We start from the raw sequence: 16,295 nt of genomic DNA, 5'->3' as shown, positions 1-16,295 counted from the left end.
CGCCTGTCGCCCTACCTGTGCCGCGCGGCACGCTGATGATTCAGGGCACCACGTCCGATGCCGGCAAGAGCACGCTAGTCGCCGGGCTGTGCCGCCTCGCGCGCCGCGCCGGAGTGCGGGTCGCGCCGTTCAAGCCGCAGAATATGGCGCTCAACAGCGCGGTGACGGTGGACGGCGGCGAGATCGGTCGCGCCCAGGCTTTGCAGGCGATCGCCGCGGGGATTGCCGCGCACACGGATCTGAACCCGGTGCTGCTCAAGCCGACCAGCGACCGCGGCGCGCAAGTGATCATCCATGGCAAGGCGCGCATGAATCTCGACGCGCGCGCGTATCACGACTACAAACCCGTCGCGTTCGAAGCGGTGCTGCAATCGTATGCGCGTCTGCAGGCGGCGTACGAGACGATATTCGTCGAAGGCGCGGGCAGTCCGGCGGAAATCAATTTGCGTGATCGCGATATCGCCAACATGGGTTTCGCGGAAGCGGTCGATTGTCCGGTCGTGCTGGTCGCCGATATCGACCGCGGCGGTGTGTTCGCCCATCTCACGGGCACGCTCGCGTGCCTGTCGGAGAGCGAGCAGGCGCGGGTGCGCGGATTCATCATCAACCGTTTTCGCGGCGACGTCAGTTTGCTGAAGCCCGGCCTGGATTGGCTCGAAGCGAAGACCGGCAAGCCGGTGCTCGGCGTCGTGCCGTACCTGCACGGCCTCACGCTCGACGCCGAAGACATGCTGCCGCCCGAGTTGCGCGCGGCGCATAGCGGCGGCGCGGCACGCATGCTGAGAGTGGTCGTGCCGGTGCTGCCGCACATCAGCAATCACACGGATTTCGACGCGCTGCGCGCGCATCCGCAGGTTGATTTTCACTACGTGCGTAGCGGCACGCCACCGCCGCCGGCTGATCTGATCATTCTGCCGGGCTCGAAGAACGTGCCCGGCGATCTGGCGTTTTTGCGCGCGCAAGGTTGGGACGCGGTGCTGCAAAAGCATTTGCGTTACGGCGGCCGTGTGATCGGCATTTGCGGCGGCATGCAGATGCTTGGGCGTGAAGTGGCCGATCCGCATGGTGTCGAGAGCGCGCCGGGGACGTCGGCCGGACTCGGCTGGCTCGACTACTCGACGGTGCTCACGCGCGACAAGACGCTCAAGAACGTCACCGGGCACCTCGCGTTGCCTGGCTCGCCCGAAGTGGCCGGCTACGAGATCCATATGGGCGAAACGCGCGGCCCCGCGCTCGACACGCCCGCACTGCGCTTGGGCGATGTGCACGCCGCGCATCCCGACGGCGCGATTTCCGCCGACGGCCAGATTCTCGCGACATACGTCCACGGGGTGTTCGACACGCCGGCCGCCTGCGCCGCGTTGCTCGCATGGGCGGGATTGCGCGATGCTGAGGAAATCGACTATCCGGCGTTGCGCGAAGCGTCGCTGGAACGTCTTGCGGATACGCTTGCGGTGCATCTCGATCTGCCGAAATTGTTTGCGGCGATTGGGTGACCTGGCGTCCGGCGCGGCGGGATGGGTGGGCCGATTAAATCCTATCGAGAAATAATCAAAGCTCATAAGACGGTTTTTTGCCTCATATGGTTCGAATAGAGTTCCGATATTGACGGCCGGTTCCAGGCTGTCCCTCTCTCAAGGATCTCGTCATGAACTCGAATCGCTCCGCCGATCTGGCCGCTCTACTTCTTCGCGTCGCCTTGGGCGTGCTGTATCTCGCTCACAGTCTGCAGAAGATTTTCGTCTTCACGCTGCCCGGCACGGCACAGTTCTTCGTTTCGCTCGGCTTGCCGGGTTGGCTCGGCTATGTGACGGCGTTCGTCGAACTGTTCGGCGGCATCGCGCTGCTGCTCGGCGTGCAGGTCCGTTGGGTCGCGCTGGTGCTGCTGCCGTTCATGCTCGGCGCGATGTCGCAACATCTGCATAACGGCTGGGGCTTCGCGTCGCCGCATGGCGGCTGGGAGTATCCGGCGTTCTGGGCGGTGACGTTGGCGGTGCAGTCGCTGCTCGGCGCCGGGGCGCTGGCGTTCAGTGGGGCGAGGGCGCCGCGGGCGGTGGCTGCCTGACCGGCCAGGCCCAGTAGGGCCAAACCCAGTCAAAAAAAGCACGCGCCCGGAAGGCCGCGTGCTTTTTTCATGGCGCGGCGCTCCATTGCGCCGGCTTCATGCATTCAATACAACACCATCTGCGTACAGCGAAACAGCGCCATGGTCTTGCCGTTCGGATCGGTGACGGTGGCGTCCCACACCTGCGTGCTGCGCCCAAGATGCACGCCCGTGGCGACCGCGCGGATCGTTCCCTCCGTCGCCGTGCCGAGAAAATTGCTTTTCAGCTCGATGGTCGTGAAATTGCGTGCCGTCTCCGGCAAGTGGGCGAGGCAGGCGTAACCGCAGGCGGTATCGGCGAGACCGATCACGGTGGCGGCGTGCAAAAAGCCATTCGGCGCGAGCAATTCCGTGCGCACGGCCAATTCCGCGGTCAGGACGCCTTCTTCCAGCGACAGCACATGAACGCCCAGCAAGCCGGGCAGCGAGCCTTTCTGGCGTTCGTGGAGACGTTCGACGGTGTATTCCGGGCGCAGTTTGCTCATGAGATTCGGGTCCTCGATGGAAAAATCGGCGGGCACGCCGGCCGATTAGCCGTTTGGGGGCTTCGGCCAACGTGCATTTCTCGATATTATCAACGGCTGGATCAGCAGGTGGCACTGAACCCGGCACGAATCCGGGCACACTTGCGCATGTCAACGCAACTGCGCGGCAAACCGGCTGGCGGCGCCCAGCCTTCTTTCCGGGAGAATTCATGACGGTGATCGTGGTGGCGAATCCGAAGGGCGGCGTGGGCAAAAGCACGCTGTCGACCAATCTGGCCGGCTATTTCGCCGCAGCCGGCGAATGGGTCGCACTGGCGGACCTGGACAAACAGCAGTCCGCGCACGCGTGGCTGTCGTTGCGGCCCGACACGCTGCCGGCCATCGAAACCTGGGAAGTCAATCAGGACGCGCCGGCCAAACCGCCCAAAGGGCTGGAGCACGCGGTGATCGACACGCCGGCCGGGCTGCACGGCAATCGTCTGGGTATCGCGCTGGATCTGGCGGACAAGGTGATCGTGCCGCTCCAGCCGTCCATGTTCGATATTCTCGCCACCCAGGAATTCCTCGAACGGCTGGCCAAGGAGAAGGCCGTCAGGAAAGGCGCGATCGAAATCGGCGTGGTCGGCATGCGCGTCGATGCGCGCACCCGCTCGGCGGAACAACTGCATCGTTTCGTCGAGGGTTTGAAGTTGCCGGTGCTGGGTTTTTTGCGCGACACGCAGAACTACGTGCAATTGGCGGCCCACGGGCTGACCCTGTGGGACGTCGCGAAAAGCCGTGTGGAGAAGGATCTGGAGCAGTGGCAGCCGATCCTCGAATGGACTAACGGGAGCGGCAAGAAAGGATGAAGCGGGCAGGCGGGCCGAGCGGCCCGCTACACGGTGATGCAGCCCACGTTGTAAGTCTTTGGACGCTTAACGAAGGGCGCACGCCAGTGGTCTACGAGGGCTGAAAGTCCAGACTGACATTTCACGCCCACGCCTTGACCCGGCCAAAAAGAAGCGTTCAGCGCCGCGACCAGACGAGGGCTCAAGCGAACTACAGGGCGTTCAGGTCCAGTTCTGCGTCGGCACGTGATCGCGGCTGCCCTTGATCTTGTTGTTGTCGTCTACGAAAACCAGGTCCGGCTTCCAGCCGGCCTTCAGTTCCGCTTCATCCACCACCGCGAACGCCGCGATGATCACCAGATCGCCCAACTGCGCGCGCCGCGCGGCGGAACCGTTCAGCGAAATCATGCCGCTGCCGCGCTCGCCCTTGATCGCGTAGGTCGAGAAACGCTCGCCGTTGTTGATATTCCAGATGTCGATCCGCTCGTTCTCGACGATATTCGCCGCTTCCAGCAAGTCTTCGTCGATCGCGCACGAGCCTTCGTAGTGCAGCTCGCAGTGCGTGACCGCGACGCGGTGGATCTTCGACTTCAGCATATTGCGTTGCATGACCAATCCTGTGTGATTCTTATGCGTGTCTACGTTATCTGAGACGGCTTCAGATTTCGAGGTTGTCGATAAGACGAGTGGCGCCGAGCTTGGCGGCCGCCAGCACGACCAGTTCCGCGTTCGCGTCTTGCGGACCCGGCGGCAGCAGATTCGAGCGCTTGCGCACCGCGATGTAATCCGGCTGCCAGCCGCGCGCGGCCAAGGCCGCCATCGCCGCCTGTTCGACCTTCGCGAAGTCGCGCTCGCCGGAAAGCACGGCGTCGCGCACGCGATTCAATTCAGCGGCCAGCTTCGGCGCTTCGGCGCGCTCGGCGGCCTGCAGATAGCGATTGCGTGAGCTGAGCGCGAGCCCGTCGGTGTCACGCACGGTTTCGGCGGCGATGATGTCCGTAGGCAGCGCGAACTGGTTGCACATGCGGCGCACGATCATCAACTGCTGGTAATCCTTCTTGCCGAATACGGCGACGCGCGGCTGCACGCACGACATCAGCTTCATCACCACCGTGCACACGCCCTGGAAGAAACCAGGCCGGAATTCGCCTTCGAGGATATCGCCCAGATCGTGTGGCGGATGCACGCGGTACTCCTGCGGCTCCGGATACAGATCCTTTTCCGTCGGCGCGAACAGCACGTAGACGTTTTCCTTCTGGAGCTTTTCGATATCCGCTTCCATGGTGCGCGGGTATTTGTCGAAATCCTCGTTCGGACCGAACTGCAGCCGATTGACGAAAATACTCGCCACCACCGGATCGCCGTGCTGGCGGGCGAGACGCATCAGCGACAGATGGCCCTCGTGCAGATTGCCCATGGTCGGCACAAAGGCCGTGCGATTCTGGCCGCGCAACTGGTCGCGCAATTCATGGATCGAGCTGATGACTTTCATGATCGGACAGGGATTTCCTCGCGCGGCGCGAGACTGGCTGGACGCAAATCCCTACGGAATCGCGCGGGCCGCCGCCTCACTGGTAATGACAGGTTCGGAGCGCGGGATTGTAGTGGATTTGCGTGGCCGCCGCACCGAAAAGAGGCGGCTTTCCCCATCGGGTTAAATCCTGATATGCGGGATTTCGCCCCGTTCGAGGCCGTCAGGCGGGCAGATAGGCGAGGCGCACATAAATCGGCGCGAAGGGTTCTGCCTGGGTGATTTCGACGAGCGTTTCGCGGCACAGCTCGAGCACGGCGATGAAATTCACCACCACCACCGGCACGCCCTTGCTTGTGTCGAACAGGTCGGAGAACTCAATGAAGCGCGCGTTCTGCAGCTGCCGCAGGATCGAGCTCATATGCTCGCGCACCGACAGTTCTTCGCGCGAAATCTTGTGATGCTGGACCAGCTTGGCGCGTTTGATCACGTCGGCCCACGCGGCGCGCAGGTCTTCGCTGTTCACGTCGGGAAAACGCGGCGTGATGCTTTGCTCGATGTAGACCTCGGCGCGCAGGAAATCGCGCCCGAGTTGCGGCAACTGGTCGATACGCTGCGCAGCGAGTTTCATCTGCTCGTATTCGAGCAGGCGCCGCACCAGTTCGGCGCGCGGATCTTCGGCTTCCTCGCCGCTGTCGGCTTTCTTGACCGGCAGCAGCATGCGCGACTTGATCTCGATCAGCATCGCGGCCATGAGCAGATACTCGGACGCGAGTTCGAGATTGGTCTGGCGCAACTGGTCGACATAGCCGAGGTATTGCACCGTGACGTCCGCCATCGGGATGTCGAGTACGTTGAAGTTCTGCTTGCGGATCAGGTACAGCAACAGATCCAGCGGTCCTTCGAACGTTTCGAGAAAGACTTCGAGCGCGTCCGGCGGAATGTACAGGTCCGTCGGCAGCTTGAAGAGCGGCTCGCCGTACAGGCGTGCGAACGCAATGCCGTCGACGGTGTCCGGTGTCGAATCGGTGGCGGGCGCGGCGAGCGCGGCGTCGGCGGGGGCCGGCGGTGCGCCGTGAGCCTCGTCGGCGTGACTCACGCGCTTAGAAGTTTTGATAGTACGAGTAAGGCGTCTGTTCCACGCGCGAGGCTTTCTGCTCGGCGCGTTCTTCCAGGTCGATCGGCTGTTTGTCCCACAGCAGCGCGCGGCCGCGGCGTTGTTCGGCTTCCAGATTGGGTTTCTGTTGCTTGAGCTGGTTCAGGAACTGGGTGATGTCCGATTGATACATGGCTCGACGTCCGTGGTATGGGAATTGGCGGCTGCCCGGCGCGCATTTGCGTAGCTCGCATCTGGGTTGTTTCGTCGCACGGTGCCGCTGCTATTCCATAATTTTACCGCATGCGCGGCGCGGGGTCGAAAAACCGCGGCATAGCCGGGCGGGCGGTGTATGAAAATAGCTGGAACCCGCGTGGCGCGGCGTGCGTCCAAGGCGGGCGCGTTGGCGGCTGGCGTGCCGCGGACGTTGTTTTAGAGATCTGGCGGCGTCGCGCCAATGTGGTCAAATAGCGTGCTTCGGCCGCCGCGGCGCGCCTGAGCGACAAAATTCATCAACCACGGCCGGAGGTCCTGTTTGGCGGGGTGCGCGATCGACAAGCCGCGGCTGCGGCGCGGCAAGGCCGGTTCCGGGTCTGGGCATCGCACGCCCATGCGGCACTGGCCGCGCACGTGGCTGGCATTTGGCCTCGTCATGCTGGCGCTGGCAACCGGCAACGCTCATGCAGCGAAAGCGGCAGCCAGCTACAAGGTCGACATCGAAGCCACGCCGCGCTCGCTGCGCAAGCTGTTGGAAGCGCATCTGGATATCGCGCGTTTCGCCAAACGCCCCGACATCAGCGACGACCAGTTCGAGTTTCTGATCACCGCCACGCCCCAGCAGGTGCGAGATCTGGCCTCCACACAGGGCTATTTCACGCCGGTCGTGCGCACGGATGTGCGTACCGTCGATGATGCGAAGCGCGTCACGGTGAGCGTCGATCCCGGTCCGCAGACCGTCGTCTCTTCGGTTTCGCTGTCGTTTCGCGGGCCGGTGCTGACCGAAGATCCTGAGCAGGAAAACACCGCGCGCTTCGCATTTTCACTGCACGAAGGCGATCCGTTCTCGCAGGGCGGTTGGGACGATGCGAAAAACGCGTCGCTCAAGGCCTTGCAGGCGCGTCGCTATCTGGGCGCGAAGGTCTACCACTCGGAGGCACGAGTCGATCCGCGCACGCACGAGGCCAAACTGTCGGTCACGTACGACAGCGGGCCGACCTTCACGATGGGCAAGCTCGACGTATCGGGCACGCGCCGCTATCCGGAACAGATCGTCGAGAACGTGAATCCGATTTCGGTGGGCGATATCTACGACATTCAGCGCATCACCGAATTGCAGCGGCAGTTGCAGAACACGCCTTACTACGCGAGCGTTGCGATCGACGTGAACAGCGACCCCGCCAAGCCGGTCGAGACGCCGGTGCACGTGAAGGTGTCGGAATATCCGTACAACAGCATTCGAGGCGGCGTCGGCTATTCGACGGACAACGGTCCGCTGGTCCAGGGTTCCTATTCGTATCTCGACACGTTCGGCAAAGCGTGGCCGTTCACCATTCAGGGTCGCGTCGACCAGATCCAGCAATACGGGCAAATCCAGCTCGCCATGCCGCCGGGGCCGCGTGGGTGGACCAATAGCACGCTGGCGTCCTACACCACCACCGACGTATCCGACACGCGTATTTACAGTATCCGCGGCGGCGTGCAGCGAGCCCGGACCTCGCAATTTATCGACTACAACTACTCGCTCCTGTACTACCAGGACCGGCTCGATCAGAATGCGGCGGAGCCGACCACGAGCCGCGCGCTGGTACCGTCCTGGTCGTGGACCCGGCGCCATACCGACGACCCGTTGTTTCCGCGCAGCGGCAACCTGATTCACGTCGAGGCGGGTTTCGCGGTCAAAGGCGTGCTGACCGACCAGACCTTCATTCGCGGCTACGCGCGCGGTCAGCAGTATCTGCCGATCGGCAAGCAAGACCTCGTGCTGATTCGCGCCGAACTCGGCGGCGTGTTCACGAGCGGCCCTTCGAGCGGCATTCCGGCGTCGCTGCTGTTTCGCGCGGGCGGATCGAATTCGGTGCGCGGCTATGGCTATCAGAGCATCGGTAACAGCGTCGATGGTTCGGTGCTGCCCACCAAGTATCTCGTCACGGGCTCGGCCGAGTACCAGCACTGGTTCAATCACGACTGGGGCGCAGCCGCGTTCTTCGACGTCGGCACCGCCACGGACACATGGGGCGAAAAAGTCTTTTATCCCGGTGTCGGCGTCGGGGCGCGCTGGCGCAGCCCGGTTGGACCGGTCAACGTCGATCTCGCCTACGGCATTCGCAACAGGAGCGTGCGGCCGTATCTGACGCTGGGCATTGCCTTCTGATGAAAACCTGCTTCCACATGATCCACGCATGACCACCGACGTTTCCACTCAACCTCCCGTGCAGCCTCCCGGCGCTAATCCGCCAGGAGAGCCGCCGGGACAGCAGCCGCCGCCCGGGGCGCCGCCGCCCAGGCGCCGCCTCGGCCGGTTGCTGCTGAAAACGTTCGCGTGGATGGTGGCCGTGCTGGTGTTGTTGCTCGCGTTGGGAGTGGGTTTGCTGTACGGCGCGTTGACCACCGAGCGCGGCACCGCCTATGCCTGGCAGGCGGCGGTGAAGCTGCTGGGCGGCAAGCTGAGCGGCACGCTGGAGCGAGGGACGCTCGCCAATGGCGTGCAATTGCGGCAAGTACGCTGGCGCAGCCTCGACGGCAGCGGCACCGATATTCAGATCGACCGCGTGGCGGGCCGCTGGGCGCTCGCGCGTGAGCCGTGGCGATTCACGATCGACTATCTGCATATCGGCACGGTGGACGCGCGCATCGGTTCTTCGTCGTCGAGCAGCAGCGGGCCGGTGAAACTGCCGCAGGATTTGCGCTTGCCGATGCAGCTCGACGTCCGCGACGTCCAGGTCGACAAGCTGCTGCTGCATCAGGGCGCGTCGACAACCGAATTCTCGCGCTTCGTCTTTCATGGTCGCAGCGACGGGCGCCATCACGAAGCCGCGATCGAGCGGCTGGATACGCCGTTCGGCGCGGTGACGGCGGCCGCCAAACTCGACGGTGTGCGGCCGTTTCCGTTGAGCGGGGAGATCGGCTATTCGGGGAAGGTGAACGACGAAGCGGTGCAGGTGGGCGGCCATCTGAGCGGCTCGTTGGAGAATCTCATCGCGGAACTCGACGCTAGCGGCATGAAGCTCGCCGGTCATGCGCGGGTCGAGGCTACGCCCTTCGGCGACGTGCCGCTGCAGCGCGCCACGCTGACTTTCGATCACATCAATCCGCAGGCTTTCGCGCCCGGGGCACCGCTGGCCGATCTGGCCGTGCGGGCCGAGTTGCAGCCGGTGGGGCAGGGTGCAGCGGGGGAGGTCGTGCTGGGGGCGAGTGCTGAGAGTGCCGCGAGTGCAACAGGCGCTGCGTCCGGGACAGGCGCGGCAGATGGGGCGAAGGCAGTGAGAAAGCCCGCAAGTTCGGCGAGTGCCGGTAATGCCGCGAACACCGCGAACACCGCGAACACCGCGAACACCGCCAGCGCAGCCGACACCCGCAGCCGCGCCGCCAGCCAAAGTGCCCTCACAAGCGCAAGCCAGGCCGCGAGCGCAGCGCCACCGCCCGTGGCGAAAAACGGAAAAAGCAACCTCCAATCCGCCGCGACATTCGCCGTCGCCGGCCACGTTTCGATCGTCAACGCCAAACCCGGCGCGATCGACCAGAACCTGCTGCCGCTAATCGACGCCAACGCGGACGTGCGGCTCGACGCCCAGGCGCAGCGCATCTCGAACCTCGCCGTGCGGATCGTGAAGAACGCTACGCTCACCGGCGGCGGTACGCTATCCGGCAAGCGCGGACAGTTCGATCTGCGCGTCGCCAATCTCGACCTGAACGCGCTGCAAGCGACGGTGCGCCCCACGCAGCTGTCCGGCCCCATCGGCGTGCGCCTGAACGACGATGTGCAGAGCCTCACGCTCGATCTCGCCGACCCGAAAGCGGCGTTGCGCGCCCAGGGCAAGGTTACATTCGATCCCGCCCGCATGAGCTTCAACGACGTGCGCATCACATCGGGTAAAGGCCGCATCGACCTGTCCGGGGCACTCAAGCACGACGCGAATTCCACCTACAACCTGAAAGCGCAACTGACCGATTTCGATCCGTTGACGCTGACTTCGCAGATGCCGTCGCGTAAGCCGGTAGCCGAAGCGGCGCCGGCAGCGAACCAGGCCAGAAACACCAAACCCGCACAGGCTGCCGCCGCGCAAGCGGGCAGCACGGCCGGCGCAAAATCCGCGGCGCCCGCCGATAAAGCCGCCGCCGCCGTGAAAAACACCGCCAAGGCTGCGGTCAAAACCGAGGTAGTCGAGCGTAAAACGCCGCCGCCAAAGAAACGCGGCGCTCCGCCCGCCCGCAAGATCGAAGCGCGCGTGACCGGCACGCTCACCGCCGCCGGCATGCTCGGTCCAGTCTTCACAACCAGGGCCGAATTCAAGCTCGGTCCAAGCGTCTACGACGGCCTGCCGCTGACCGGCGGCGGAACGATCCAGTTGGCGGGTTCGCGGATTTTGCCGAGCCGCGCGAACCTCTCGGTGGCGGGCAATCAGGTGGATCTGCAGGGCAGCTTCGGCGCACGCGGCGACCGGCTGAAGTTCCACGTCGACGCCCCGGCGCTGGAACGACTCGGCTTCGGTCTCGCGGGACTTATCGCGGCCGATGGCGACGTCACCGGCTCGTTCGCGCATCCGAACGTCGTGCTGAACTACAAGGCGGACAGCGTGGTTTTCAGCAGCAACCACATCGGCCATGCGGAAGGGCACGCCGAATTGCGCGACGGCGCGAACGGCGCGCTCGTCTTCACCACCGACGCGCGCAATGTCAGCGCGGGCGGCGTCGATCTGAGCACGCTCACGGCACGTCTGTCCGGCACGCGCGCCAATCACACGCTCGAGGCCGCGGCCACCGGCAAGCTGCAGGAGCGTCCGCTCGATCTCACGCTCGCCGCCAACGGCAAGCTGACCGAAGCGCGCGACGGCACGCGCTGGGACGGCACCGTCACGCGCTTGCAGAACCGCGGCACGCCGGCGTTGAATCTCGAGTCGCCGCTCGCCGTCAGCGCCGGGCCGGACCGCCTGACGCTCGGCACGACCCGGCTCACGCTCGAAGGCGCGGTGTTGAGCCTGAAAACCTTTGTCTTCGACCACGGCAAGGTACAGTCGGCCGGCAGTCTGACCGGCATCTCGGTCGCGCGGTTGCAAGACCTGCGGCGCGAGATCACGGGCGAGCCGCCGCACGTCAAAACCGATCTCGTGTTCGATGGCGACTGGGACTTCGCGCTCGGCAGCACGGCGACCGGCCACATCCAGTTGCAGCGCCGCAGCGGCGACGTCACGGTTGAAATCGGCCGGGGGCTCGCGTCTCTCGGTATTTCGAGCCTCGCCGCGCGCGCTGAGTTCAGCGGCGGCAACCGGCTCAATGCCACCTTGCACGCGCAGGCGAGCCGCATCGGCGTGATCGACGCCGACGCGCACACCACGCTGGTGATGCGCGACGGCTTCCTGACCCTCAACGAAGACGGCGCGCTCACCGGCAATGTGAACGCCAACGTGCCGTCGCTGAAAACGACCGGCGGCCTGTTCGGCCCGAGCTATCTGCTCGACGGCCACCTCGCGCTCAAGCTCGTGCTCGGCGGCACCGTCGCCAAGCCGAACCTGACCGGCTCGCTGCTCGGCGACGGCTTGTCCGCGACCATGGTCGATCAGGGCGTGCAGTTGAAGGAAGGCGTGGTGCGCATCGCGCTTTCGCACAATCTGGTCGACTTCCAGCAGGTTGAATTTCACGGCGCAAGCGGCACCCTGCGTGCCACCGGGCGTGTGCGTCTGGACGGCGCGGAGCCTGATCTGACCGCGAGCATCGTCGCGGACAAGCTCGAACTGTTTGCGGCGCCGGATCGTAACTTGTCGCTGTCGGGCAGCGCGAGCGTCGCGAACGCGGGCGCGCAGGGCGGCATGGCGATCAACGGCAAATTCGTGGTCGATCATGCGTTGTTCGACATGCCGGAGCAGTCCGCGCCGAAGCTCGGCGACGACGTCGTGGTGGTGCGCCCGGACGGTTCGGTGGCGGGCGAGCGGCCGCGGCCCGTGCCTGGCACCAACAAGCCGATCGGTCCGTTTGCGCCGCGCGCCAATATCGACATCAGCCTTGGCAACAACTTCCGTTTTCGCGGCCAGGGCGCCGACCTGGGCCTGACCGGCACGATCACGGCGATGAGCGCGCCGGATCTTCCGCTGCGCGCGGTGGGGAACGTGCGCGTCACGCAGGGCTCGACCTACACGGCGTTCGGCCGCAAGCTCAACATCGAGAACGGCTTCTTCACGTTCAACGGGCCGGTGGCCAATCCAGGCATCAATATCCTGGCCATGCGCCGCAACCAGCAGGTCGAGGCGGGCGTACAGGTCACGGGCACGGTTCAATTCCCGACGGCGAAGCTGGTGTCCGAGCCGAACGTGCCGGACAACGAAAAGCTCTCGTGGCTGCTGTTCGGCCACGGCACGGATCAGGGTAACAACCTCGGTCAGCAAAGCACCATGACGACGGCGCTCGCGCTGCTCGGCAGCGCGAGCGGCAAGCGGATCGCGCAGACGTTCGGGCTTGACGAATTTTCGGTCGGGCAAAGCGAAGTCGGCTTGACCGATCCGCAAGTGGTGATGGTGTCGAAGGCGATCAACGAGTGGCTCGTGATCGGCTACGAACAGGGGCTGCAGTCGGCGAGCAATGCGATCAAGGCGACGGTCAACCTGACGCGGTACTGGTCGGTCGGGGCTTACGGCGGCACGTTCACCGGCGTCGAACTGTTTTACACGCGGCGCTTCGACCGGATTCGCTGGTGATGGGTCGATTGGCTGCGCTTGAATCTTCGCGCTTGGGGTCAAAAAAACGGCACGCCTTTTTAGGGCGTGCCGTTTTTTTCATGCTTGCTTGCTGTGTGAGACGCCGCGCGCTTCTTACTTCACGCGCATGCCCGGCTTCGCGCCGCTGTGCGGCTCCAGGATGTACAGGCCCGGTTCCGCTTTCTCGTCGGTGGCGGAGGCGGCCAGCACCATGCCTTCGGACAGGCCGAATTTCATCTTGCGCGGCGCGAGGTTCGCGACCATCACCGTCAGCTTGCCGACGAGTTGCTCCGGCTGATACGCCGACTTGATGCCCGAAAACACGTTGCGGGTTTTCTCTTCGCCGATGTCGAGCGTAAGCTGCAGCAGCTTGTCCGATCCCTCCACCGCCTTGCACTCGACGATCTTCGCAATGCGCAAATCGATTTTCGCGAAGTCGTCGATCGAGATGATGCCGGACGTTTCGTCCTTGTCGGCGGCGGCTGCTTTCGCTGTCTTCGACTTGCCTTTGGCATCGGCCGGCGCGGTTGCTTCCGGCGTGGCTTGCAGCGAGTCGCGATTGGCGGCGATCAGCGCGTCGATCTGCTTCGAATCGACGCGCGTCATCAGATGCTTGTACGCATTGATCGGGCGCGTGAAGCTAAGCGGCACGTTGGCATCGGCCCATACCAGCGGTTCGATGCCGAGGAAGCCTTCGACCGCTTCGGCGAGCTTCGGCAGCACCGGCTTGAGCGCCAGCGACAGCAGACGGAACGCTTCGATGCTCACGCTGCAGGTTTCATGCAGCGCGACGCCGTTCGCCGGATCTTTGGCCTGATCCCACGGCTTGGCGGTATCGACGTATGCGTTCACGGCGTCGGCCAGTTCCATGGTCTGACGCAGCGCGCGGTTGTACTCGCGCGCTTCGTAGTTCGCGGCGATTTGCGGCACGGCGGCACGCAGCGAGGCGAGCAGCGGATGCTGCATCGCACTGTCCTGCACGCGGCCGTCGAAGCGCTTGATCAGGAAGCCGGCGGCGCGGCTCGCGATGTTCACGTACTTGCCGACCAGATCGCTGTTCACGCGCGCCTGGAAGTCGTCGAGGTTCAGGTCGAGGTCTTCCATCGTGCTGTTCAGCTTGGCCGCGAAGTAGTAGCGCAGCCATTCCGGATTCAGGCCCGTGTCGATCACGCTCTGCGCGGTGATGAAGGTGCCGCGCGACTTCGACATCTTCGCGCCGTCCACGGTCAGGAAACCGTGCGCGAACACGTTGGTCGGCGTGCGGTGGCCCGAAAACTCGAGCATGGCCGGCCAGAACAGCGTGTGGAAATACAGAATGTCTTTGCCGATAAAGTGATACTGCTCGGCGGTTGAACCCTTGCGAACCCACGCGTCGAAGTCGAGGCCGCGTTTTTCGGCGAGATTCTTGAAGCTCGCGTAATAGCCGACCGGTGCGTCCAGCCACACGTAGAAATACTTGCCCGGCGCGCCCGGAATCTCGAAGCCGAAATACGGCGCGTCGCGCGAGATGTCCCAGTCGGCGAGCTTGGCTTCGCCAGCGTCGCCGAGCCACTCGCGCATCTTGTTGGTCGCTTCCGGCTGCGCAAGGCCGCCCACCCATGCGCGCAGGAAATTCTCGCAACGCGGATCGGAGAGGCGGAAGAAATAGTGCGTTGACGTCTTGCGAATCGGCGTGGCGCCGGAGACGACCGAGTAGGGATTGATCAGCTCGGTGGGCAGGTAAGTCGAGCCGCATACTTCGCAGCTGTCGCCGTACTGGTCTTTGGCGCCGCATTTCGGGCATTCGCCCTTGATGAAGCGATCCGGCAGGAACATTTCCTTGACCGGGTCATACGCCTGTTCGATATCGCGCGCGTCGATCAGGCCCGCTTCCTTCAGAGCCAGATAGACGTTTTCGCTGAGAACGCGGTTCTCTTCGGAGTCGGTCGAGTAGTAATTGTCGAACGAAATCCCGAAGCTGTCGAAGTCGCGCTTGTGTTCCTGCCAGACGCGGTCGATCAGCTGCTTCGGCGTGAGACCTTCCTTCTCCGCGCGCAACATGACGGGCGTGCCGTGCGTGTCGTCGGCGCCCACGTAATAGACCTCGTGTCCGTGCATTCGCAACGTCCGGACCCAGATGTCCGTCTGGATATATTCGACCAGGTGGCCGATATGGATTTGCCCGTTCGCATACGGAAGGGCCGACGTGACGAGAATCTGGCGACGGCCTGACGGCGCGCCTGCGGAGAGATCGGTTACGGGTGCTGACATAAGGATGGCGGGAGCCTGCGGTGGGACGAAAGGTTGATTCTAGCAGGGCAGGCGCCCGGCGCGGGGCGGGCCGCCTGGGCGCGGCGTGAGTCGCTGCGGGCCGGACGGTGTGTAAACCGAGCGCCCAAAAAAAACCGGGGCTATTAACCCCGGAGCAACAACGACAAGAGGAGAATGGTGACGCGGCGGCTTCGCCAGCCACGTACCGTAAAGACAGACAGCGGATTTTCGGCAGAGTTCGAAATTTTTTTCGTTCCCCTGCGAGTTTCTTTTCCGCCGCCTTTCACGGCTTTCCAAAGCATAACGGTCGCCGAAGGTCCAACCCCGGCGACCGGCTTTCTCAATCTCCCTCGGTCTCGTCCTTATTGCGTGGTGTGCTGAGCCGTAGCGCGCAGATAGATTTCCACGCGGCGGTTCGCGGCACGGCCGGCTTCAGTGTTGTTGTCGGCGATCGGCTGGTTCTGGCCCATGCCTTGTGCCGACAGGCGTTGCGGCGCGACGCCACGTTGGCCCAGGTAACCCGTCACGCTTTCCGCACGGTTCACCGACAGCGTCTGGTTGTAGGCCGGCTGGCCCGTGCTGTCCGTATAGCCGATCACTTGTGCGATCAGTTCCGGATTCTGCTGCATGGTTTGCGTCAGTTGATCCAGCACCGGCGCGAACGACGGCTTGACTGCGTAGCTGTTGGTGTCGAACGTGACCGAACTCGGAATGTTCAGCTTGAGCGAACCGTCCGGCTGTTCGGTGATTTGCGTGCCGGTGCCCTTGGTGGCGCCCGACAGCTTGTTGTGAATGGCTTGCCAGTTGTAGCCGGTGATGCCGCCCACCGCCGCGCCGACGCCCGCGCCGATCGCCGCGCCCTTGCCGCCGCCGAAGATCGCGCCCAGCGCCGCGCCAGTGCCGGCGCCCACACCAGTACCGACAGCCGTGTTCGTGCCCTGCTGGCTGGCGCAGCCGGCCAGCAATGAACCGGCAACCGCGAAGACTGCTAGGCGAGTCATGATTTTTGCATTCATTTTTGATTCCTGTTGAGTGAAGCGAGTCAGGCGAGCAAGGCGCGATCAAATAAATATATCTGGCGAAGATGACGGCAATGAAGCCGTCGGTTCACCAATACGAAAAGTCTTACGCCCTGTTCAGCCTCGGTCCGACAGTAA

12 protein-coding genes are annotated in these 16,295 nt (G+C 64.0%); 5 read left to right on the top strand and 7 right to left on the bottom strand.

The features are described 5' to 3' along the window. The first annotated feature begins 35 nt into the window (after positions 1 to 35). Together B0G82_RS01700 and B0G82_RS01695 are read left to right on the top strand one after the other, a co-directional pair. Positions 36 to 1,496, top strand: a complete 1,461-nt coding sequence (locus B0G82_RS01700; RefSeq protein ID WP_199730113.1) for a cobyric acid synthase — start codon at positions 36 to 38, stop codon at positions 1,494 to 1,496. A 152-nt stretch (positions 1,497 to 1,648) separates the two neighbouring features. Further along, complete coding sequence (locus B0G82_RS01695; RefSeq protein WP_121306463.1) at positions 1,649 to 2,065, top strand: DoxX family protein; 417 nt, start codon at positions 1,649 to 1,651, stop codon at positions 2,063 to 2,065. Positions 2,066 to 2,169: 104 nt separating this feature from the next. Here B0G82_RS01695 and B0G82_RS01690 read toward each other — a convergent pair whose 3' ends face one another. Then, positions 2,170 to 2,589: a PaaI family thioesterase gene (locus tag B0G82_RS01690; RefSeq protein ID WP_106279901.1), complete on the bottom strand. Its 420-nt coding sequence runs from the start codon at positions 2,587 to 2,589 to the stop codon at positions 2,170 to 2,172. A gap of 209 nt (positions 2,590 to 2,798) precedes the next feature. Here B0G82_RS01690 and B0G82_RS01685 point away from each other — a divergent pair, with 209 nt between their 5' ends. Continuing rightward, complete coding sequence (locus B0G82_RS01685) at positions 2,799 to 3,437, top strand: ParA family protein (RefSeq protein ID WP_116119237.1); 639 nt, start codon at positions 2,799 to 2,801, stop codon at positions 3,435 to 3,437. Positions 3,438 to 3,638: 201 nt separating this feature from the next. Here B0G82_RS01685 and panD read toward each other — a convergent pair whose 3' ends face one another. The 4 genes from panD to B0G82_RS01665 all read right to left on the bottom strand — a co-directional run bounded on the left by panD (position 3,639) and on the right by B0G82_RS01665 (position 6,176). Beyond that, positions 3,639 to 4,025 (bottom strand): aspartate 1-decarboxylase, encoded by a 387-nt coding sequence (gene panD / locus B0G82_RS01680; RefSeq protein ID WP_012432059.1) that lies wholly within the window; start codon positions 4,023 to 4,025, stop codon positions 3,639 to 3,641. A gap of 49 nt (positions 4,026 to 4,074) precedes the next feature. Beyond that, positions 4,075 to 4,908, bottom strand: coding sequence for a pantoate--beta-alanine ligase (gene panC, locus B0G82_RS01675; protein WP_116119238.1), 834 nt, complete (start codon positions 4,906 to 4,908; stop codon positions 4,075 to 4,077). 202 nt (positions 4,909 to 5,110) lie between these two features. Beyond that, entirely contained in the window at positions 5,111 to 5,986 is an 876-nt protein-coding gene (locus B0G82_RS01670; RefSeq protein ID WP_116119239.1) for a ScpA family protein, read from the bottom strand. 4 nt (positions 5,987 to 5,990) lie between these two features. Continuing rightward, positions 5,991 to 6,176: a DUF3460 family protein gene (locus B0G82_RS01665; RefSeq protein ID WP_007175923.1), complete on the bottom strand. Its 186-nt coding sequence runs from the start codon at positions 6,174 to 6,176 to the stop codon at positions 5,991 to 5,993. 342 nt (positions 6,177 to 6,518) lie between these two features. Here B0G82_RS01665 and B0G82_RS01660 point away from each other — a divergent pair, with 342 nt between their 5' ends. Together B0G82_RS01660 and B0G82_RS01655 are read left to right on the top strand one after the other, a co-directional pair. Further along, positions 6,519 to 8,354, top strand: coding sequence for an autotransporter assembly complex family protein (locus B0G82_RS01660; RefSeq protein WP_121306462.1), 1,836 nt, complete (start codon positions 6,519 to 6,521; stop codon positions 8,352 to 8,354). A gap of 28 nt (positions 8,355 to 8,382) precedes the next feature. After that, positions 8,383 to 12,888, top strand: a complete 4,506-nt coding sequence (locus B0G82_RS01655) for a translocation/assembly module TamB domain-containing protein (RefSeq protein WP_121306461.1) — start codon at positions 8,383 to 8,385, stop codon at positions 12,886 to 12,888. Between the two features lie 114 nt (positions 12,889 to 13,002). Here B0G82_RS01655 and metG read toward each other — a convergent pair whose 3' ends face one another. Both metG and B0G82_RS01640 read right to left on the bottom strand, forming a co-directional pair. After that, positions 13,003 to 15,138 (bottom strand): methionine--tRNA ligase, encoded by a 2,136-nt coding sequence (gene metG / locus B0G82_RS01650; RefSeq protein WP_121306460.1) that lies wholly within the window; start codon positions 15,136 to 15,138, stop codon positions 13,003 to 13,005. A gap of 362 nt (positions 15,139 to 15,500) precedes the next feature. After that, a complete protein-coding gene (locus tag B0G82_RS01640) occupies positions 15,501 to 16,154 on the bottom strand; it encodes an OmpA family protein (protein WP_106279916.1) in 654 nt (217 codons plus the stop codon). Positions 16,155 to 16,295 lie beyond the last annotated feature (141 nt).

The sequence above is a fragment of the Paraburkholderia sp. BL17N1 genome (assembly GCF_003634175.1).
Taxonomy (GTDB): domain Bacteria; phylum Pseudomonadota; class Gammaproteobacteria; order Burkholderiales; family Burkholderiaceae; genus Paraburkholderia.
This window is presented reverse-complemented; position numbering and strand designations above follow the sequence as displayed.